This window comes from Pseudomonas sp. 13B_2.1_Bac1 (assembly GCF_025466155.1).
Taxonomy (GTDB): Bacteria; Pseudomonadota; Gammaproteobacteria; order Pseudomonadales; family Pseudomonadaceae; genus Aquipseudomonas; species Aquipseudomonas aylmerensis.
Map to the genome: position 1 here is coordinate 1 of NZ_JANLOH010000087.1, position 20458 is coordinate 20458.

19 protein-coding genes are annotated in these 20458 nt (G+C 62.5%); 9 read left to right on the plus strand and 10 right to left on the minus strand.

Annotated features, from left to right (window positions below; genetic code table 11):
- Positions 1-22: 22 nt before the first annotated feature.
- The 5 genes from NTD80_RS20080 to NTD80_RS20100 all read right to left on the minus strand — a co-directional run bounded on the left by NTD80_RS20080 (position 23) and on the right by NTD80_RS20100 (position 6398).
- Positions 23-1192 (minus strand): hypothetical protein, encoded by a 1170-nt coding sequence (locus tag NTD80_RS20080; protein ID WP_262134688.1) that lies wholly within the window; start codon positions 1190-1192, stop codon positions 23-25.
- A gap of 83 nt (positions 1193-1275) precedes the next feature.
- Positions 1276-2916 (minus strand): dipeptide ABC transporter ATP-binding protein, encoded by a 1641-nt coding sequence (locus tag NTD80_RS20085; RefSeq protein WP_262134689.1) that lies wholly within the window; start codon positions 2914-2916, stop codon positions 1276-1278.
- 2 nt (positions 2917-2918) lie between these two features.
- On the minus strand, positions 2919-3755 hold the full coding sequence (locus NTD80_RS20090) for an ABC transporter permease (protein ID WP_120448432.1): 837 nt from the start codon (positions 3753-3755) through the stop codon (positions 2919-2921).
- Entirely contained in the window at positions 3752-4705 is a 954-nt protein-coding gene (locus tag NTD80_RS20095) for an ABC transporter permease (RefSeq protein WP_201144220.1), read from the minus strand. Before NTD80_RS20095 ends, NTD80_RS20090 begins: the two co-directional genes overlap by 4 nt.
- Positions 4706-4754: 49 nt before the next feature.
- A complete protein-coding gene (locus NTD80_RS20100) occupies positions 4755-6398 on the minus strand; it encodes an ABC transporter substrate-binding protein (RefSeq protein ID WP_201144221.1) in 1644 nt (547 codons plus the stop codon).
- A 256-nt stretch (positions 6399-6654) separates the two neighbouring features.
- Here NTD80_RS20100 and NTD80_RS20105 point away from each other — a divergent pair, with 256 nt between their 5' ends.
- Positions 6655-7587 carry a LysR substrate-binding domain-containing protein gene (locus NTD80_RS20105; protein WP_065906715.1) on the plus strand — a complete coding sequence of 311 codons (933 nt, stop codon included), beginning with the start codon at positions 6655-6657 and terminating at the stop codon, positions 7585-7587.
- Between the two features lie 45 nt (positions 7588-7632).
- Here the strand turns inward: NTD80_RS20105 and NTD80_RS20110 are convergent, their stop codons facing one another.
- Both NTD80_RS20110 and NTD80_RS20115 read right to left on the minus strand, forming a co-directional pair.
- Complete coding sequence (locus NTD80_RS20110; RefSeq protein ID WP_213554546.1) at positions 7633-8937, minus strand: ATP-binding protein; 1305 nt, start codon at positions 8935-8937, stop codon at positions 7633-7635.
- Complete coding sequence (locus NTD80_RS20115) at positions 8934-9674, minus strand: response regulator (protein WP_065906718.1); 741 nt, start codon at positions 9672-9674, stop codon at positions 8934-8936. The genes NTD80_RS20110 and NTD80_RS20115 overlap by 4 nt, the downstream gene beginning before the upstream one ends.
- A gap of 237 nt (positions 9675-9911) precedes the next feature.
- Between NTD80_RS20115 and NTD80_RS20120 the strand changes: the two genes are divergently transcribed.
- The 5 genes from NTD80_RS20120 (at position 9912) to NTD80_RS20140 (ending at position 14379) form a co-directional block, all read left to right on the plus strand.
- Positions 9912-10946, plus strand: a complete 1035-nt coding sequence (locus NTD80_RS20120) for an isopenicillin N synthase family dioxygenase (protein WP_262134693.1) — start codon at positions 9912-9914, stop codon at positions 10944-10946.
- 13 nt (positions 10947-10959) lie between these two features.
- Positions 10960-11754, plus strand: a complete 795-nt coding sequence (locus NTD80_RS20125) for a MetQ/NlpA family ABC transporter substrate-binding protein (protein WP_065906720.1) — start codon at positions 10960-10962, stop codon at positions 11752-11754.
- The gene (locus tag NTD80_RS20130; protein WP_213554544.1) at positions 11751-12497 is read left to right on the plus strand and encodes a methionine ABC transporter ATP-binding protein; all 747 of its coding nucleotides are present in this window, start codon (positions 11751-11753) and stop codon (positions 12495-12497) included. The genes NTD80_RS20125 and NTD80_RS20130 overlap by 4 nt, the downstream gene beginning before the upstream one ends.
- Complete coding sequence (locus NTD80_RS20135) at positions 12494-13159, plus strand: methionine ABC transporter permease (protein WP_106804093.1); 666 nt, start codon at positions 12494-12496, stop codon at positions 13157-13159. Before NTD80_RS20130 ends, NTD80_RS20135 begins: the two co-directional genes overlap by 4 nt.
- A gap of 140 nt (positions 13160-13299) precedes the next feature.
- Entirely contained in the window at positions 13300-14379 is a 1080-nt protein-coding gene (locus NTD80_RS20140; RefSeq protein WP_106804092.1) for a sigma-54 interaction domain-containing protein, read from the plus strand.
- Here the strand turns inward: NTD80_RS20140 and NTD80_RS20145 are convergent.
- Positions 14357-15766 (minus strand): PLP-dependent aminotransferase family protein, encoded by a 1410-nt coding sequence (locus tag NTD80_RS20145; RefSeq protein WP_106804091.1) that lies wholly within the window; start codon positions 15764-15766, stop codon positions 14357-14359. The two genes, NTD80_RS20140 and NTD80_RS20145, sit on opposite strands and share 23 nt — an antisense overlap.
- 123 nt (positions 15767-15889) lie before the next feature.
- On the opposite strand from NTD80_RS20145, the gene NTD80_RS20150 reads away from it, so the two are divergent.
- The 3 genes from NTD80_RS20150 (at position 15890) to NTD80_RS20160 (ending at position 18941) form a co-directional block, all read left to right on the plus strand.
- Positions 15890-16522, plus strand: coding sequence for a LysE family translocator (locus NTD80_RS20150; RefSeq protein ID WP_262134694.1), 633 nt, complete (start codon positions 15890-15892; stop codon positions 16520-16522).
- 82 nt (positions 16523-16604) lie between these two features.
- Positions 16605-17663 carry a diguanylate cyclase gene (locus NTD80_RS20155; protein WP_262134695.1) on the plus strand — a complete coding sequence of 353 codons (1059 nt, stop codon included), beginning with the start codon at positions 16605-16607 and terminating at the stop codon, positions 17661-17663.
- A gap of 48 nt (positions 17664-17711) precedes the next feature.
- A complete protein-coding gene (locus NTD80_RS20160) occupies positions 17712-18941 on the plus strand; it encodes a M20/M25/M40 family metallo-hydrolase (protein ID WP_262134697.1) in 1230 nt (409 codons plus the stop codon).
- A 190-nt stretch (positions 18942-19131) separates the two neighbouring features.
- On the opposite strand, the gene NTD80_RS20165 is transcribed toward NTD80_RS20160, so the two are convergent.
- On the minus strand, positions 19132-19440 hold the full coding sequence (locus NTD80_RS20165) for a contact-dependent growth inhibition system immunity protein (RefSeq protein WP_262134698.1): 309 nt from the start codon (positions 19438-19440) through the stop codon (positions 19132-19134).
- Positions 19437-20458: RHS repeat-associated core domain-containing protein (locus NTD80_RS20170; RefSeq protein WP_262134699.1), on the minus strand; the 1022-nt coding region annotated here is incomplete at its 5' end. The genes NTD80_RS20165 and NTD80_RS20170, both read right to left, overlap by 4 nt.

Sequence of the window (20458 nt, forward strand, 5' to 3'; positions counted from 1 at the left end):
GCGTCAGAACTGACGACGCCTATTAGAAGTAATACCCAATGTTCATGTACAGCTGATTTTCCCATTGGTTACTACCCCCAGCCCCCAAGCTCTGGGTATAGCTGCTCCCACCAATGTACGGATCGTTCTTGCCGATCAACCATTCCGTCGCCACCCACAACTTGCTGACCGAAAACGACGTCCCCAGAATCACCCGCTGCGAGGTCTTGAACTGATCCTCGGATTTATCGAACGCACTGTAGTTGGCATACAGCTTCACCCCACTGACCTGGTCGAACAGGTACTTGCCGCCGACGTCATAACTCAGGTCCGCCACATACAAATTGCCCCGGCTGGCCACGTTGAAGGTACCGTCATAACCGCCCAACGTCACCACGCTGTCAGTGCCGGCGCTGCGCGGTGACATCTGTTGGCGCGCTGCCTGCAATTGCAGGCCCCACGGGCCGTTCTTGCCCAGGTAGTGGACGGCTACTGCGTTGCGGCGGCCGTCGTTGCCGGTGTCTTTGTTTTCCAGGGTCGAGGTCAGGCCGGACACGCCGACTTCGGACTTCCAGCCGCCCAGGTCGAGGGCCTTGGCCACGCGCAGCACCACGGTGTTGCGTTCCTGGTTGTCGCTGCCGTCGGCGACGTAGCTGTCGGCGCCGGAGACCACGCTGGAATAGGTCACGCCCTTGCTGGTGCCTTTGCCTTGCCAGGCCGGGCGCAGGTAGTAGCCGGCCTGGACGTTCCAGTCGCCGGTCTGCTGCACGTACTTGGCACCGACCTGCTGCACGTCTTCCAGGCCGATCACGTTGCCGAGGGTTTCATAGAAGGTGCTGCCGAAGTACGGCTGCAGCCCGAACGGCACGGTGTTGAGGCCGACTTGCACCTGTTGCTCGGGGTTGAACTTGTAGCCGACCCAGGCGAACTTGGCGAACTGGATATCGCCGTAGTTCTTGGTGTACTGGTAGGGGTACGAGCGCCCGTAGAACCGGTACTGCGCTTCGCCGATCCAGCTGTCGGAGTTGTACTTGGCGCTGAGGTACACGGTGTCGAGGCCGAACTTCTGGATGTCGCGGTCCGGGTCGTAGTCCCAGCGTGCCCGGATGGCGCCGCCAAGGTCGAGGTTGTCGGTGACTTGCACGGCCATGGCCGGCGCCGCGAGGGCGCCGAGCACAGGGATAAGGGTGAAGTAGCGCATCGTTGGTCGCATGGTTTTACTCTCGTTTTTAGTTATTTTTGGCAACAGCAGCCCGTTGCCGCAGCGAACGCTGCGACGCGGGGAAAGGTTTCAACTCAGTGCGCGGCGGGGCGGATCAGCCGTAGCGGCGGCCCGGCCGCCGGCAATTGCGACGCGCCGGGAGCAGCGGCCAGCAATGCCTGGGTGTAGGCGTTCTGCGGGCGCAGCAGCACCTGTTCGGCGGTGCCGTATTCGACCACCTCGCCCTGGCGCATCACCGCGATGTGGTCGCTGATCTGCGCCGCCACGCGCAGGTCGTGGGTGATGAACAGGATGCTCAGGTTCAACTGCTGCTGCAGCGTGGCGAGCAATTCCAGTACCTGCTTTTGCACCGACACATCCAGCGCCGACACGCTTTCATCGGCGATCAGCACTTCCGGGCGCATCGCCAGGGCGCGGGCAATGCCGATGCGCTGGCGCTGGCCGCCGGAGAACTGCCGAGGCTTGCGCTGCAGGGCATCGCGCTTGAGGCCCACCTGCTCGAGCAGGTCGCCGGCTTCGGCCCAGGCATCCTTGGCCGAGAGCCCACGCAATTGCGCGGCGCGCGCGATGATGTCGCCGACACGGTGGCGGGGATTGAGCGAGCCATACGGGTCCTGGAAAATCATCTGGATACGCCGGCGGTTGGCGGCCAATGCCGCGCCGCGCAGGGCCAGGAAGTCGGTGTCGCCGACCCATACATGGCCACTGTCGCTGTCCACCAGGCGGATCGCGGCCTTGACCAGCGTGCTTTTGCCCGAGCCGGATTCGCCGACAATCGCCAGCGTTTTGCCGCGCGGCAGGTTCAGCGACACATCGCGCAGCGCCGCCACCGAACTGCCGCCGACCGTGTAGGTCTTGGTCAGGTGCTCGATGCGCAGGGCCATTTCGCCGTCCTCGCTCGGCACATGCAGTTCGGGGTGCAGCGCCGGCACCGCCGCAATCAGCTTGCGGGTGTAGGCATGAGCCGGCGCATTCAGCACCTGGTCGCGTGCGCCGATTTCCACCAGGCGGCCACCTTCCATCACCGCGATGCGGTCGGCAATCTGCGCCACCACGCCAAAGTCGTGGGTGATAAACAGGATACCGTGCTGCCCGCGCCCACGCAGGTCGCGCACCAGCTTCAGCACTTGGGCCTGGGTGGTCACGTCGAGGGCGGTGGTGGGTTCGTCGGCGATCAGCAGGTCCGGGTTCATCGCCAGGGCCATGGCAATCACCACGCGCTGGCATTGCCCCCCGGACAACTGGTGCGGGAAGCTGTTGGCGATGCGCGGCGGGTCCGGCAGTTGCGTGGACGCCAACAGCGCAAGCATGCGTTCGCGGCGTTCAGCGGCGGGCATCTGCGGCGCATGAATGTCGAAGATCTCTTCGACTTGCCTGCCGATGCGAATCGCCGGGTTGAGTGCGGCCATCGGCTCCTGGAAAATCATCGCAATGCGGTTGCCGCGCAGTGCCCGCAGGCGCGCGTCGTCGAGGCGGCAGATATCCTCGCCGAGAAAGTCGATGACCCCACCGGCATGCCGCAGGCCCTTGGCGTAATCGCCCATGATCGCCGCCGACAGCACGGACTTGCCCGAGCCCGACTCGCCGATCACACAGAGGATTTCGCCCTTGCGCACGTCCAGGCTGATGCCTTGCACGGCGTGGCTGCGGTCGGCGCCCTTGGGCAGTTCGACGGACAGGTTGTCGACCCGCAATACAGTTTGCTGGCTGCTCATGCTCAACTCCTTGCGCCTTGCTGCGCGTGTTCATCCAGCCCGTCGGCGAGCAGGCTCAGGCCGAGCATCAGGGTGGAGATGGCGATGCAGGGGAAGATCACCAGGTGCGGGAAGGAAATGGCCATGGCGCGGCCGTCATTGATCATGCCGCCCCAGTCCGGAGTCGGTGGCGGCAGGCCGAGGCCGAGGAAACCGAGGGCGCCGATCATGATCGCGGTGTAGCCGATGCGCAGGCAGAAATCGACGATCAGCGGCCCGCCGCAGTTGGGCAGGATTTCCACCAGCATGATCCGCAGTGAGCCTTCGCCCTGGGTGATGGCGCTGAGCACGTAGTCGCGCGAGCGGATGTCGATGGTCAGCGCGCGCATGATGCGAAAGATCGCCGGTGCGCTGGTGAAGGTCACCGCAATCAGAATGTTCAGCGCCGAAGCGCCGAGGGCGATGATGATCACGATGTACAGCACCAGCACCGGGAACGACAGCACGGTGTCGGCCACATACGACAGCACCGCGTCGACCCAGCCATTGAAGTAACCGGCGCACAGGCCCATGGCGATGCCCACGGCAAAGGCGGTGAGGGTGGCGAGGATCGACCAGAAGAGCACGGTGCGCGTGCCCCAGATCAGCCGCGAGAGAATGTCGCGGCCAATCATGTCGGTGCCCAGCAGGAACCGCGCGCCGTCATCGCCGGCAGTCAGTGGGGTCAGCAGTGGCGTGAAGCTTTCCAGCGGATCATGCGGCGCCAGCCATGGTGCGCACAGGGCGATCAGCACCCAGCCGCCGACCAGCAGCAGGCCGAGCAGCGCCAGCGGATGCTTGAAGGATTTGAGCAGGTTCATGGGCGGCCTCCGCCGAGACTGCGCAGGGTGATGCGCGGGTTGAGCCAGGTGTAGGCGAGGTCCGAGAAGATCTTACTGATGCCCACCACCACGCCGCTGATCATCGCGCAGGCTTCGATCAGGTAGACGTCATGGTTGAGCGAAGCGGTATAGAGCAGCGAGCCGAAGCCTTTGTAGGCGAAAAACACTTCCACCACGATCACGTTCGACAGCAGCCAGGGGATGTACAGCATGATTACCGTGACCGGCGCGATCAGCACATTGCGCAGCGCGTGGCGCAGCACGATGCGAGCAGTGGAGGCACCTTTGAGGCGCGCGGTGCGGATATACGGCGCCTGCATCACCTCGACCATCGACGCGCGGGTGATACGCGCCAGGTAGCCGATGCCGAACAGGCACAGCACCATCAGCGGCAGCACCAGTTCCACGGCGCTGAAGCCGTCGCTCATGCTGCTGACACCGGGCAGCCAGTTGAGCCAGAACACAAAGATCGCCGAGACGAATACGGCGCTGGCGAAGTCCGGGATCGAGGTGGTGACGATCGACAGGAACGACACCAGCCGGTCGACCGGCGAGCCCTGGCGGATCCCCGCGAGGACGCCCAGCGTCAGCGCCACCGGCACCATCACCAGCAAGGCCAGCCCGGCCAGGGTCAGGGTTTGCCAGAGGTTGGGCAGCAGCAGCTTGAGCACCGATTCGCGAAAGTACACCGAAGTGCCCCAGTCGCCGCTGACGAAATCCTTCAACCACACCAGGTAGCGCCACGCGAACGGCTGGTTATAGCCGTGTTCCAGCAGCCACGCGGCTCGCTGGTCGGCGGCGGAGTAGGGGCCGAGGACGTTGATTGCCACGTCCTCGATATTCAGTTCCAGCGCCAGGAACACGATCAGCGATACCGACAGCAGGGTCGCCAGCAGCATCAGCAATTTGCGCAGTAGAAAATGAGCCATCAGGTGCACGCTCCGACGGGGGGATGGGAAGGGGTGTTGCGCCTGTCGATCAGGCGCTCAGCCAGACACTGCCCATGGGGTAGAAGTCGGAGGGGTGGACCTGGAAGCCCTGGACCTTTTTGCTCACGGCGGTGAACTTGTCGCCCCAGAACGGCTGCACGATCACGCACGCGTCCTGCAGGATCTGCTCGACGTCCTGCATGGCCGCCGCGCGTTGCTTGGGGTCGATGATGCCCATGGCCTTGTCCAGGGCCGCATCAAAGGCCGGGTCGTGGTAGTGGCTTTCGTTCCAGGCGCCGCCGCCACGGTAGGCCAGCTCCAGGGACATCACCCCGAGCGGGCGGTGGGCCCAGTAGGTCAGGCTGAACGCGGCCTTGTCCCAGATCGGCCAGTACTGGGCCGCGGGCACCACCTTGAGGTTGATGCGGATGCCGGCTTCCAGGCAGTTCTGTTGCAGGATCTGTGCGCAATCCTGCTCATAGCGGCCCTGGGTGTTGCCGACGATCAGGTCGATGTCCAGGCCATTGGCAAACCCGGCCTCGACCAGCAGTTTTTTCGCCGCCGCCACGTCGCGCTCGCGCTTGGGCAACGCAAAGTACTCCGGATGAGAGGGCGCCACGTGGTGGTCCTCGCCGAGGGTGCCCATGCCGCGATAGGCGACCTTGAGCATTTGCGCGTTGTCGGCGCACAGCACCACGGCCTTGCGCACCCGCACATCGGTGAACGGCTTCTGGTCGCAGGCCATGCGCATCACCACGGTCTGCGCGGATTTGCAGCTGAGCAGCTGCGCGCCCGGCAAGCGCTTGGCCAGGTCGAGTTCGGCCACGGTCACGCGGTACAGCACGTCGACCTGGCCGGCCTGCAGGGCGGCAAGGTGGGTGGACACGTCGGTGCCCATGTCGATATAGCGCAACTCGTCGAGGTTGGCCGGCTTGCCCCAATAGTCGGCGCGCTTGGCGAACGTCGCCTGCTTGTTGACCGCGAATGACACCAGCTTGAATGGCCCGGTCGCCAGCGGGTTCTTGGCCCAGTCATCGCCAGCCTTGAAGCTGCGATGGACCATGGCGCAGGTGAACGCGTTGAGCATCTCCGGGATCGCCAGGATCGGCCGCTTGAGTTGCAGGCGGAACTGGTAGTCGCTGACTTTTTCGAAGGCCTTGATGTCCTGGAACGCCGTGCGGTTGACCGACTTGGAGTCGGCGGCGATCCAGCGCTGGATATTGTGCTGGACATCGTCGACGTTGAAGCTGTCGCCGTTGCTCCACTTCACGTCCTGGCGCAGGTTGAAGGTCCAGGTGGTGAGGTCGTCGGACGGGCTCCAGCTTTCGGCGAGGTACGGGTGGGTGATGTTGTCGGCGTCGACCCAGGTCAGGTATTCCAGCGCATTGCGCAGCAGGTTCGACGCTTCGATCCAGGTGATCAGCATCGGGTCCTGGATTTCCTGGATCGCGCAGGCAAAACGCAGGCTGCCGCCTTGGCGGGCCGGCGTGCCGTCGGCGGCCTGGGCATCGTTGCCGAGCAGGGCTGAGCCGATAAAGCTGCTGGCGCTGGCCACGGTGATGCCAAGGAGGGCGGCGGTGCGCAGGAATTGCCGGCGGTTGATCTCGCCGCTTTGCACCTGATTGCACAGGGCTTCGACGGCGGGGTGCGGCGCGTTACCGTCCAGGGTCGCTAAAACGTTGGAATCGGACATGGGGCTGCTCTCATGTTGTTTTTATTAGAGATGCCCGCAGTTTTGTCATCGGTGCGACGATCGACAAACGATAAATTCAGCGGTTAAACGTTCCTTAAACGCATGTTAGTCGGCGTGACGGTGGCGGTGTGTCGAGATAGACGCGCCGCTGGCGTGGCGATCGTTACTGCGCGATACAAAAAATCATGTTGGCTAGGAAAAAACTGCTGGCTCATGGGATGCTTGGCGCCTCGTCAGTCGTCCTCGAGTGCTTCCCATGAAACGCAAAATGCCCGGGCTCAATGCCCTCAAGGCTTTCGAAGTGGCCGGCAGTACCGGCAGTTTTACCCGGGCTGCCGAGCTGCTGAACGTGACCCAGAGCGCGGTCAGCCGCCAGGTCCGGCAGTTGGAAGAGCAACTGGGCGAGAACTTGTTGGAGCGTCGTCACCATCACCTCGAACTGACCAGCGCCGGGCGCGTGTTGCTGCGCGCGCTGCACCAGTCGTTCGACAAGATCGAGTTGACGGTGCGCAGCATCCAGCAGAAAACCCATTCGAACCGGTTGCACGTCAACGCGCCGCCGACCTTCACCAGCCGCTGGCTGATGCCCCGCCTGGGCCGCTTGCGCGAGGCCCATCCGGAGCTGGAACTGAGCATCACCACCTGTTTGCAGGACAGCCTGGCGCAGACCAGCACGCTGGATTGCGCGATTCGGTTTGGCAACGGCGAATGGGATGGCCTCGACAGTTCGCTGCTGATACAGGAGCGGCATATCGCCGTGTGCGCGCCGTCGCTGTATGCCCGTGAGTGCAGCGACGAGGGCGTGGACCTCAACCGCATGACCTTGTTGCATGTGCTGGCCAGTGAAGACCAGCGTTATCTGACCTGGAAACACTGGCTGGACGCGGCGCGCATCCACGGTGTGGATACCCAGGGCGGGTATGAATTCGACTTGCTGGACCTGGCCATTCGCGCGGCCACCGATGGGTTGGGGATCACCATTGCCGACTGGCATATGGTCGCGGCGGAGTTGGCATCGGGGCAGTTGACCCAGGTGCTGAACGTGCATGTGGAGGGGCATCAGTCCTATTGGCTGGTGACGCGGCCGGAGCAGACGGATTTGCCGCAGTTGCAGGTGTTCAGCCAGTGGTTGCAGGAAGAGATCTGGTTGGCGCAGCGGCAGTTGGAGCCGTCTACGGCGGCGAACTGACGGATTTTCTGTAGGCGCTGGCAAGCCAACGCCTGCTGGGGCATCTCACAAGCTGATCTTGATCTGCGCGCACAACCCGCCTTCCGGGCGGTTGCTCAAGGTCAGCGAACCGCCGATGGCCACGACTAGTTGCTGGGCAATCGCCAGCCCCAGCCCGGTGCCGCCGGTGCCACGGTTGCGTGAGCTTTCCACGCGGTAGAACGGTTGCATGACCTGCAGCAGTTCGTCTTCGGCGATGCCGGGGCCGTCGTCCAATACCTTGATCGACAGCTCGCCCTCGGTCGTCGAGCCGACTTCCAGCTGTGCGGCGCCGGCAAACTTGAGGGCGTTGTCCACCAGGTTGACCAGCACCCGCCGCAGCGCGTGGGGACGGGTGTCGAGCACCACCGCACTTTTGCCGCTGAGGCTTACCTGCTTGTGCATGTCCTGGTAGTCGAACACCAGGCTGTCGAGGAAGGCGTCGAGGTGGATGCGGTGGCTGGCTTCGGTGGCGCCGTGCACGCTGCGGGCATAGGCGACGCCTTCGCGCACAAGGTGCTCCATCTCGCTCAGATCACCCCAGAGTTTGTCGCGATCAGCCGAATTCTCCATGAACTCGGCGCGCAGCTTCATGCGCGTGATCGGGGTTTGCAGGTCGTGGGAAATCGCTGCCAGGATCTGCATGCGCTCCTTGAGGTATTCGGCGATGCGCTGCTGCATGGCGTTGAACGCGGCGGCCGCGTGGGCCACTTCGGTCGGGCCGTGTTCATCCAGCGGCGTCGGATGGGCGTTGGGGTCGAGGGTCTCCACGGCGCGAGCCAGGCGGGTCAGCGGGCGGATGGCGAGGCGCACGGCGAACCAGGTGCAGCCCAGCAGCAGCGCGAGTTGCAGCACCAGCACCACCGGCAGCCAGTAGGCCACGGGGAGGGCGGCGGGGCGTACGTCGAGGGTGATCGGGTTGCCATCGGCCAGGGTCAGGTGCGCCTGGAAGTGCTTCTGCAGGCCAGGGATCGTGCGAAAGGTCAGGGCGTACTGTTCGCCCAGGGCTTCGGCGATCGAGGTGGCGGCCATCGGGATGTCATCGTTGCGCATCGGTTCGCCGGGCTCGCCGGCGTTGAGCAGGTAGCGGTAGTTCTGCCGGTCGATGCGCGGCAGCCAGGCCGCGCGTTCGTTGGCGGGCAGGCGGTCGAGGATCGCCACCGAGGTCGACACGTCGTTTTCCAGGTTGCCGAGCATGGCAGTGCGCGCGCTGATATAGCGCTCGTAGAACTGCGCACTGAAGGACAGGCCATGGGCACACACCAGGCTGATCAAGAAAATCAGCGACAACTGCGACGCCAGGGTGCGTGGCCAGCCGAGTTTGAAGGTCATTGATCGGCCCCGAGAATTTCCACCGCCAGGGAAAACACATAACCCTCGCTGCGCACGGTCTTGATATAGGCCGGCTCGCGCGCATCATCCAGCAGGCGCTGGCGCAGGCGGCTCACCAACAGGTCGATGGAACGGTCGAACAGATCGGCATCGCGGCCCTGGGTCAGGTTGAGCAACTGGTCTCGGTTGAGCACTCGCTGGGGGTGATCGAGGAAGACCCGCAGCAGGCGGTATTCGGCGCCGCTCAGCGCCACCAGGGTGTCATCTTCATCGAGCAGGTGGCGCGCGGTGGTGTCCAGGCGCCAACGGCCAAACCGGATCAAGCGCCCGGTTTCGCTGACCACCAGGTTCGGCGGCAGCATCCGCGTGCGCCGCAACACTGCGTTGATGCGTGCAAGCAACTCGCGGGCGGCGAAGGGTTTGACCAGGTAATCGTCAGCGCCCATTTCCAGGCCGATGATGCGGTCGGTTTCATCGTTGCGCGCGGTGAGCATCAGTACCGGCGTGGCCTTGTGCTTGCCCACTCGCAGCTCGCGGCACAGCTGCAGGCCGTCGTCGCCGGGCATCATGATGTCCAGCACGATCAGGTCGACGGGGGTGGTGTCGAGGAAGCTGCGCATCTGGCGGCCGTCGGCGACCACGGTGGTGCGCATGCCGTTTTTTTTCAGGTAATTGCCCACCAGTTCGCGGATCTCGCGGTCGTCATCGACGATCAGGATGTGATCGACATGGTCCATGCTGCCTTCCTCGTTAAATACTCATGGGCGGCAGTCTAGCCAGTGTCGGCGCGCTTGCCTTGTGCCCTTTGTATTGCAGTGTATCTGGCGATAGCGAGATACACGACGAAGCAAAAACCCAGCGCGGAAGGTAGGTCGACCTGCCTAAGCTAATTCTAAAAAGATATTTATTGCGGGTTTTTAAGATCGTTTAGCTTGGACTCTTCTCAAGGATTCTGTTCAAGGAGCGAGCCGCCGATGTCCCACGTGCAGTCCATCACCACGTTGCCCTTGCTCGACCTGTCGCAGCTCGATGGCAGCCCGCAGCAACGCCAGCAGTTCCTCGACGAGTTGCGCCTGGCGGCGCGGCATATCGGGTTTTTCTACCTCACCGGTCACGGGATCGACCCGGCGTTGCTGACCGAAGTGCAGCAGCAGGCGCGCGCGTTCTTCGCCTTGCCCGAGGCCGACAAGCTGGCGGTGGGCATGCTCAATTCGCCGCACTTTCGCGGCTATAACCGCGCGGCCTCGGAGATCACTCGCGGGCAGCCGGACCTGCGCGAGCAATTTGACGTCGGCGCCGAGCGCGAGCCACTCGATGCGGGCCTCCATCCGGCGGCCTGGGCGCGCCTGCAAGGTCCTAATCAATGGCCGGCAGCCTTGCCGCAACTCAAGCCGCTGGTGCTCGGCTGGCAGCAGGCGATGACGCAGATGGCGCTGCGCCTGTTGCGCGCCTTTGCCCAAGCGTTGTCGTTGCCGGAAAACGCCTTTGACCCGCTGTACGGCGACAAGCCCAACGAGCACATCAAACTGATCCGCTACCCCGGTCGTCACGCCCAGCAAAGCCGCCAGGGGGTGGGGGCGCACAAGGACTCCGGGTTCCTGAGCTTTTTGCTGCAGGACCAGGCCGGCCTGCAGGTGGAAGTCGAGGAGGGCCGCTGGATCGATGCGTCGCCGCGCCCCGACACGCTGGTGGTGAACATCGGCGAGTTGCTGGAACTGGCCAGCAATGGCTACCTGCGCGCCACCGTGCACCGGGTGGTATCGCCGCCGCTGGGCAGCGAGCGCCTGTCGCTGGCGTTCTTCCTCGGTGCGCAACTCGACGCGGTGGTGCCGGTGTTCCCACTGGCGCCAGAGCTGCTGCGCGACGCCCATGGCCCGACCAGCGATCCACGCAATCCGTTGCTGCGCGAGGTCGGCTGGAATTACCTCAAGGGCCGCCTGCGCTCGCACCCCGATGTCGCCCGACGTTTCTACGCCGACGCCACGCTTCCCCACGCACTGTCCGCCTGATCAGGAGATCACTATGTTGAAGAAATCTGCACTTACCCTGGCGGCGTTGCTGGCCTCTTTCAGCGTGTCGGCCGCCGACGCCTTGCGCGTGGCTGCCGACCCGATTCCCCACGCGCAAATCCTTGAATACGTGCAAAAGCTCGACCCGGGCCTGAAGCTGAAAATCATCGAGATCCCCAGCGGCGTGAACTCCAACGAGTTGCTCGCGCATGGCGATGTCGACGCCAATTACTTCCAGCACCTGCCGTACCTCAATTCCCAGGAGCAGGCGCTCGGCCAGAAGTTTGCGGTGGCGGCCACCGTGCATATCGAGCCGCTGGGCATCTACTCCCATCGCCACACCAGCCTCGCCCAGGTGCCGGACAAAGGCACCGTGGCCGTGCCGAACAACGTCACCAACCTCAGCCGCGCGTTGTACCTGCTGCAAGCCAACGGCTTGATCAAACTCAAGCCGGGCTTCAACGACGCCTCCAAGGACCAGGCCACGCCCAAGGACATCGCCGAGAACCCCAGGCACTTGAAGATCCTCGAAATCGAGTCGCCGCAGATCCCGCGCGCCCTGGATGACGTGGACCTGGCGGTGATCAATGGCAACTTCGCCCTGGAAGCCGGGTTGCAGCCGGCCAAGGATGCGCTGGGGCTGGAAAAGGCCGAAGGCAATCCGTATGCGAATATCCTCGTGACCACGCCGAAATTGCTCGAAGACCCGCGTATCAAGCAGCTGGCCAACGACCTGCGCTCACCGGCGGTGGCCAAGTTCATCAGCGAGAAATACGCCGGTTCCGTGATCCCGGTGGCAGCCGAATGATCGTCGTCGAGGCGGTCAGCAAAACCTACGCCGATGGCCAGCCACCGGCGCTGGATAACGTGTCGTTGCAGATTGCCGATGGTTCGATCTTTGGCATCGTCGGGCGCAGCGGTGCGGGCAAAAGCACCTTGCTGCGCTGCCTCAACCTGCTTGAGCGGCCGACCTCCGGACGCATCCTCATGGACGGCCAGGACCTCACGCAACTGAGCGACAAGCAACTGCGCCAGCAACGCCAGCGCATCGGCATGATTTTCCAGGGTTTCAACCTGCTGCATTCGCGCAACGTGGCGGATAACGTCGCGGTGCCGTTGGAAATCGCCAATATGCCCAAGCCTGAACGTGCGGCGCGGGTCGCCGAGTTGCTGGCATTGGTGGGCTTGAGCGACAAGGCCCAGGCCTTTCCCTCGCAGCTGTCGGGCGGGCAGAAACAGCGCGTGGGCATCGCCCGTGCATTGGCGGCGCGTCCGGCGTATCTGTTGTCGGATGAGGCCACCAGCGCCCTTGACCCGGAAACCACGGCGTCGATCCTCGAATTGTTGCGCGACATCAACCGGCAACTGGGGGTGACCATCGTGCTGATCACCCACGAGCTGGAGGTGGTCAAGGCGATTTGCGACAGCGCCGTGTCCCTGGCCGATGGGCGCGTGGTGGAAAGCGGTAGCCTGGTGCAATTGCAGGCCGACCCATCCTCGCGCCTGGGCCGTTCGCTCGCCCCCAGCCTGCAAGTGGTGAGGGCCGTATGAAAACCGACTGGCAGGACATCCTGCAATTGCTCCTCAACGCCACCGGCGAAACCCTGTACATGGTGCTGCTCGCGGGGTGGTTCACCCTGCTGATCGGCCTGCCGCTGGGCGTGCTGCTGTTTATCAGCCGGCGTGGCGGGCTGCTGCCGTTGCCACGGGTCAATCGTGTGCTCGGCGGGGTGATCAACCTGGGGCGCTCGTTGCCGTTCGTGGTGATGTTGATTGCGCTGATTCCGCTGACCCGCCTGATCGTCGGCACCACTCTCGGCAGCACGGCGGCGGTGGTACCGATCACCATCGGCGCGTTTCCGTTTTTTGCGCGGATTGTCGAGACCGCGCTGGATGAAGTGGACAAGGGTCGCATCGAAGCCATCGTGGCCATGGGCGGCGATATCCGGCATGTGATTCTCAAGGTGCTGTTGCCCGAAGCGCTGCCGGCGCTGGTGGCCGGGGTGACCTTGACGCTGGTGATGCTGATCGGCTTTTCGTCGATGGCCGGAGTGATCGGTGGCGGCGGGCTGGGCGACCTGGCGATCCGCTACGGTTACCAGCGTTTCAACAACCAGATCATGGTAGTCACGGTGATTGTGCTGGTGGTGCTGGTGCAGGGCGTGCAAAGCCTGGGTGATCGGTGTGTACGCTCGTTGGCGCACCGTCGCTGAGGGGGATGCGCGGCTATCGCAGGCCAGCCAGCGTCTAGGGCTTATGGTTATTTGCTAATGAATTTTAAATATTTTCGGTTATAACGAGGAGTCAGTACAGTCACGCTTCATCTTCCATCCTTGCCGCCGGGAAATTGTTCATGAGCCGTCCCCACGGGCACCCCACGCCGATCCTGACCTTGCCCCAGGGCGAAAAGGATCCGCTGTCGATCCGCGCCAAGGCCCTGGTGTTTTCCGACCCGCGCTCACTGCAATTGCTCGACTACCTCAAGCGTGTCGGGCCCAGCGAAGCGCCGGTGTTGATCAATGGCGAGACCGGTACCGGCAAGGAGTTGGTGGCGCGCTACATCCACAGTGCCAGCGGGCGCACCGGTGCGTTTGTGCCGGTGAACTGCGGCGCGATCAGCGAGAACCTTGCCGAGAGTGAGTTTTTCGGTCACGAAGCCGGTTCGTTTTCCGGGGCGTCCGGGCGGCGCATCGGCTGGTTTGAAGAGGCAGATGGCGGCACGCTGTTTCTCGATGAGATCGGCGACCTGCCACTGCCCTTGCAGGTGAAGTTACTGCGGGTGCTGCAGGAACAGGAGGTGGTGCGCGTCGGTTCGCGCAAGCCGATCAAGATCAATATCCGACTGGTCACTGCGACCAACATCGACCTTGAGCAAGCCGTGGAAGCGGGCAATTTCCGCCTCGACCTGTTCTACCGCATCAACGTTGCCCAGGTGCAGGTGCTGCCGCTGCGCGAACGGCCGCTGGATATCCTGCCGTTGGTGGAGCACTTCCGCCGGCTGTACAGCGCCAAGTTGAAAATCGCCGAGCCGATGCTCTCCGAGTCCGCCACTCAGGCACTGCTCGATTATCCGTGGCCGGGCAATATCCGCGAGCTGGAAAACGTCGTGCACCTGGCACTGCTGGTGGCCGGCGACAAACCGATCATGCCCAACCACCTGAAGTTTTCCGCCGGGCTCAGCGCCCTGCATTCGAGTGCCAACAGCAGCGCGCCGCGTATCCCCCAAGAGGTGATGCGGGAGCAACTGCTGCGCCTGTTCGAGGTGCCGGGGGATACCTTGCTGCACGACATCGAAGACTTGATCGTGCGCGAGGCGTTTGCGTTCTGTGGCTTCAACCAACTGCGAACCGCCGACTTGCTGGGGATTACCCGCAATGCGATGCGCACGCTGCTGGTCAATCACGGCATGCTCAAGGGGCGCGCGAAGCCCTGAGCAACTGTTCGAACAGCTGCTGTACCCGTGGCTCGTCACTGTGGGCCACATTGAAACGCATCGAATCACGGTGCGCCGGGTCGTAGCCGAACAAGGTGCCCGGTGCCAACACCATGCCTTGCTTCAGCGCGGCCTGCGCCAATTGCTCGCCGTCGACTCCGGCAGGTAGCCGCGCCCAGATGAACATCCCGCCTTCAAACCCCATTGGCAGCTCGCAACCGCAGCGCTTGAGCCATTGCTCGACGCGCCCACCGGCTTCCATCAAACGCTGGACCATGCGCTTGCGGTGCTTGCCGTAGCTGCCTTCGCTGAGCATGCGGTAGACAATCTGCTCGAACAGCTCCGAAGTCACGCCGCCGCTCATCAATTTCATATTGGTCAGGTTGGCCGCCAGTTGCGGCGCGGCCACCACGTAGCTGACGCGGGCGTTGGCACTGAGAATCTTGGAAAAACCCGACAGGTAGGTGACCTGCTCCAGGCCGGCGAGGGCGGCCAGGCGTGGCGGCGGATTGGGGTGCAGGTCGCCGTAGAGGTCATCCTCGACGATATGGCAGTGGTACTGCTGGGTCAGTTGCAGCAGGCGAAACGCCTGGCTGGGGCTGAACGAATGGCCGGTGGGGTTGTGCAACACGCTGGTGGTCAGGTACAGGCTGGGACGGTGTTCGGCCAGCAGGTGTTCGAGGGCGGTGAAGTCGAAACCGTCGGGGCGACGTTCGAGGGTCACCACCTTGACCCCATGCAAGGCCAGGTTGGCGTGGAAATTGAAGTAGCAGGGCGCGTCCAGCAGCACCGTGTCGCCGGGCCGCGCGAGCAGGCGCATGAGCATGTCCAGGCCTTGCACGGTGTTGGGCGTGGTGATGATCTGTTCCACCGGCACTGACAGGCCTTCCGTGTGCAGCTTCTGTTGCAGGGCCTGGCGCAACGGTAGCAGCCCGGCCGGCGTGCCCAGCCCGGCGATGCGCAACGAGGGCGCACGCACGGTGCTGCGCATGGCTTGGCGAATCGGCTCGGCGTCCAGCCATTCCTCCGGCAAGTGGCCGCCGCCGGGGCGCAGATCGCCGCCGGCGGTGGCCAGCGGGCGGCGCAACACGCTGAGCAGGTCCTGGGGCAGTAGCTCGACCCAGGCCGCCGAGGCCGGGCGCACGCGGTCTATCGCCACGAAAAAACCACGGCCCTGGCTGGAGGTGAGCAGGTTGCGCCCGCGCAGGCGGTCCAGCGCCTCATTGAGGGTGAACTTGCTGACGCCCAGCACCTGGGTCAGTTCACGCACCGACGGCAACTTGCTGCCAGGCGCCCACTCACCGTGCTCGATGGCCTGGCTGAACGCCTCGACGATCTGCTGCACCTTGGGCACGCCCGGTACAAAGGCGATGGCGGATACCAACATGGATCTTCCTTGTGTTTGCTGGTGATTTTACCGGTAAAGTCAGGGAGGATTAGGCCTTACTTTACCTGCCTTGTACACGGCTGCTTGCCTAGACTGCAGGCCTTCTTATCCAAGGTCCACGCCATGACCAGCGCATTGACGCTTTCTTCGTTTCTCTACTTCCTGCTGTTTTGCGCCACCATGACCTTCAGCCCTGGCCCCATGACGTTGCTGCTGTTGAGCCTGGGCCTGAAGGCCGGCCTGCGCAGTTCACTCCCGGCGCAGCTCGGCGCCAGTGTGGCGTACCTGATTTCGATCCTGGTCTTTGCCGTGGGCTTCTCGGAATTGATCAAGGGCAACCAGGCCATCACCCAAGGAATCCAGCTGGTCGGCGTGGCCTACATCCTTTACCTGGCCTACAGGCAGTGGACCAGCAGCGGTGTGTCGATAGACCGGCTGGGCACCGTGGACGGCGCGCGCGGCCTGTTCGGCAAGGGTTTGCTCACCGGGTTTTCCAACCCCAAGACCCTCATCATGTTCAGTGCCGTGTTCCCACAGTTCGCCGGGGCAGGGGAGCACAGCTCGATGACGGACATCGCCATCCTCGGGCTGACGTTTCTGCTGCTGCAATTTGCCAGCGGCTGCCTGTATTGCTACTTCGGTCAACGCATCAAGCACCTGCTGGAAAATCCCCGGCGCCGAGTGCTGTTGCAGCGGGTCACGGCAGCATTGCTGCTGGGGGTGGCGCTGATGCTGGCGCGTGGCTTTGCACACTGACGGTGACAGCCTTATGAGCGGTAGTGGCGATCTGCCCGTGCCCTGATAGACTCCAGGCATTCCTCCAGGATCTCACCCCACCATGTCAGCTGCAGAAGGAAACGGACTTCCGCTCGCTTCACGGCTGTACAAATCCCGTACCCTGGGGCTGACGCTCGGTTTCGTCTGCGTGGTGTTCGGCATGTATCCGCTGAACCCACCTGCATGGCTGTGGGCCTGGATGCTGATCAACGCATTCGTGTGGCCGCACCTGGCCTTTCAACTCTCGTTGCGCAGCGCCCAAACGCTGCGCAGTGAACGCCGCAACCTGTTGTTCGATTCTTTTTGCGGTGGGTTCTGGGTCGGCGCCATGCACTTCAATCCACTGCCCAGCGTGACCACGCTGTCGATGATGACCATGAACAACGTGGCCATCGGCGGCCCGCGTTTCATGCTCGCGGGCTGGGTGGCGCAGGCACTGGGTATTGGCAGCTCGCTGCTGATCCTGACCCCGGCGTTTATTGCGGTGACCACCGAGACCCAGCTTTACGCGTGCCTGCCGATCCTGATGCTGTACCCGCTGGCCCTCGGCTGGATCTGCTATCGCCAGGCGGTGACGCTGGCCCGCCACAAGCGCGAGCTGCTGGCGTTGAGCCGCACCGACAGCCTGTCCGGCCTGCTCAATCACGGCGCCTGGAAAGACCACCTGGAAATCGAATTCCAACGCTGCCGCCGCGAGCAACAGGGCGCTGCGATTGCGTTGATCGACATTGATCATTTCAAAGTCATCAACGACACCTACGGGCATGTCACCGGCGATATCGTCCTGCGCCAACTCAGCAAGGTGCTGCGCCAGAACCTGCGCGCCACTGACCTGGCCGGGCGCTATGGCGGGGACGAATTCTGCGTGATCCTGCCGGACATGCCGCTCAACCGCGCGACCGAAGTCATGGACGCCTTGCGTGATCGCTTCAATGCGCTGGCCTACGCCCAGGACCCGACCCTGCGTGTCAGCCTGAGCATCGGCCTGGCGCCGTATCATTCGGCCCACGCCGATTCCACCAGTTGGCTGAACGACGCCGACCAGGCGTTGTACGAGGCCAAGAGCAGTGGGCGTAACCGCGTCAGTTCCGTACAAGGGAGTTGGTTGCGATCGATCTAGTGGGGTAGGGTGTGGCGGCACCTCCCAATAAAAAACAAGGATCGGTCCATGCTCTTCAACTTTCCACGTACCCTCCTGGCCGCCACCCTGGCCTTGTCCTTCGCGATGCCGGCCTACAGTGCCGAACCTCACAAACAGATCCAGGCAGACGCCGAACAGTACAAGGCCGAGGCCCTGAAACTGCTGGAACGCCTGGTGAACATCGACTCGGGCTCCGGCTACGAGCCGGGCTTGACCCAAGTGCGCGACATCGCCGTTGATGAACTCAAGCAACTGGGCTTCACGATTGAGCTGGTGCCGGATAAGGCCGCCAATAACAGCCATGTGATCGCCACCCTCAAGGGCACCGGCAAGGCCAGGATCCTGCTGATGGCACACATGGACACCGTGTTCAAGGAAGGCTCGGCCGCCGAGCGCCCGTTCCATATCAAGGACGGCCGCGCCTATGGCCCGGGCGTGATGGATGACAAGGGCGGCATCGTCGCCGGCATCTATGCGCTCAAGGTCCTGAAAAACCAGGGCTTCAAGGACTACGCGCAAATCACCTTCCTGCTCGACGCCAGCGAAGAAACCGGTTCCGACGCCGCCTCGGACCTGATCCGCAAAACCGCCAAGGCCCACGACGTGACCCTCAACCTCGAACCCGGGCGCCCGGCGGATGGCCTGGTGGTATGGCGCAAAGGCAGCGCCACCGCCGTGGTTGAAGTCAAAGGCAAGGCCGCCCACGCCGGCGTCGCCCCGGAACTGGGGCGCAACGCCGCCATGGAAACCGCGCACCAGATCCTGCAACTGGGCAAGCTGGGCGACGAAGAGAAGAAAACCACCATCAACTTCACCGTGCTCAAGGCCGGCGACCGCGTCAACGTCATCCCCGACCAAGCCACAGCCAAGGCGGATGTACGCGCGGCGCTGCCGGAAGAGTTTGATCGGATCGAAAAAGACCTCGCGCGAGTGTCGGCGAACAAACTGATCCCCGACACCGAAGTGAAGACCAGCCTGTTGCGGGGCCTGCCACCGATGCCGCAGACGCCGGAGTCGGACAAACTGGTCGCGATTGCCCAGGGCATCTACGGGGAATTGGGCAAGAAGCTGACAATTGAAGGCAGCGGCGGCGCGGCGGATGCGAGTCTTTCCGCCGGCGTGGGCACCCCGACACTGGATGGGTTTGGGATCGTCGGCGGGAATATCCACACACCGGAGGAATACGCGGAAGTGGAAAGCGTAGCGCCGCGTATTTATCTGCTGAGCCGGATGATTATGGAGCTGTCGAAGCGCTGATTTTCCGCTGAGTGACTCTCTTTTTGTGGTGAGCAGGCTTGCCCTGCGTGGGGCTGCGCAGCAGCCCCAGAATCGACAAATACTGATTTACTTGCACTGGGGCCGCTTCGCGGCCCAACGTGAGCAAGCACGCTCGCGGTGATCAGATTTAAACGCTTCACTGCTTTCCCTGGATGAATACGGCTTGGTTTTACTTTTCGAGTAAGTAGTTATCGAACTTGCGAACAATATGGTTTAGCCATAGTGGTCCGGATGCCCATTGACTGGGGTAGTAATAGTAGCAATATTGCTCGTGCAGCAGGTTGTCTTGAAAGTCTGACTCATTTTTGTAAGAGGCAATTAGATCCAGGATTTCACGCCTTACCGCAGAGATAACTTCTTTCGATGAGTCTAGTAAAAAGGTGTCAATGACCTCGTCGGCTGAGGCATGATCCTCTGGCCAGTCTTGGTTAAAATAGGCGCCAAAGAATTGCTGAAGTTCAGTGAGTTGGTTATTCATTTTTCTATTGGATATCCAGTCAGTAATAGGTAGCCGTCTGGCATTTCAGATTTTCGAATCAAAACTAACATAAACTTATAGACAGGAATCGACTCTGTTGTACCTCTTATAACGCTCAATCCCACTGTTTGGGTGGAGTGTTCTCTAATAATATGTTTGTTTTTTGTTCCTGCTAGAAATTTGGAAATCTCCTTCTGGCGAGAGACCAAACTTATAGACACAATAGCTTCCGCTTCCTCTAGTGTTCTGAATGTCGATGCCGCTGGTACGTGCGGCTCCGTATTAAGCCTTTCAACTAATTGCGCATCGGTCTGTTCTACGTGTTTCCTAATCAGGTGCCCGCCAGAATTTTCATGCTTGTGTAAGACTCCTTCGGATACCTCTTTCTTTTGATTGGGATCAACGTTTTTACCAGGACACGCACCACTCTTACAACTTAGTCCCAGCGGATCTACCCACCCCGTTGGATTGGGCGCGTACTGGTAACTGTTAATCCCACCGGCCAGCTTCACCGGGTCCGGCGTCAGATAGCGACCAATATCCGGATTGTAGTAGCGATGGCGGTTGTAGTGCAGCCCGCTTTCCTGGTCAAAGTACTGACCCTGAAAACGTAGCGGGTTGTCGATTTTGCCTTTATCGAGACGGCTGATCTGGCCGTAGGCGCAGTAGTGGGCGGACCAGACGATTTCGCCATCCGGGGCGGTCAGTTCCTGCGGGGTGCCCAGGTGGTCGAGTTGGTAGTGGTAGGGCTTGGTGGCCTTCGGGCCAAAGCCTTCCAGCAGGGCCAGCGGGCGGAAGCTGTCAGGTTCGTAGAGGTAGCTGCGGTGACGGTTCGCGTGGTGCTCGGCAATCAGCTTTTCGCCCTGCCAGAAAAACTCCGTGGTGATGCCATCAACGGTTTTGCTGATCCGTCGCCCAAACGGGTCATAGCGGTAGATGGCCGTCCGCCCGTTGGGTTGAGTGATACCGATCAACCGGTGCTGGCAGTCGTAGCGGTATTCGGTGATCAGCGCGTGCG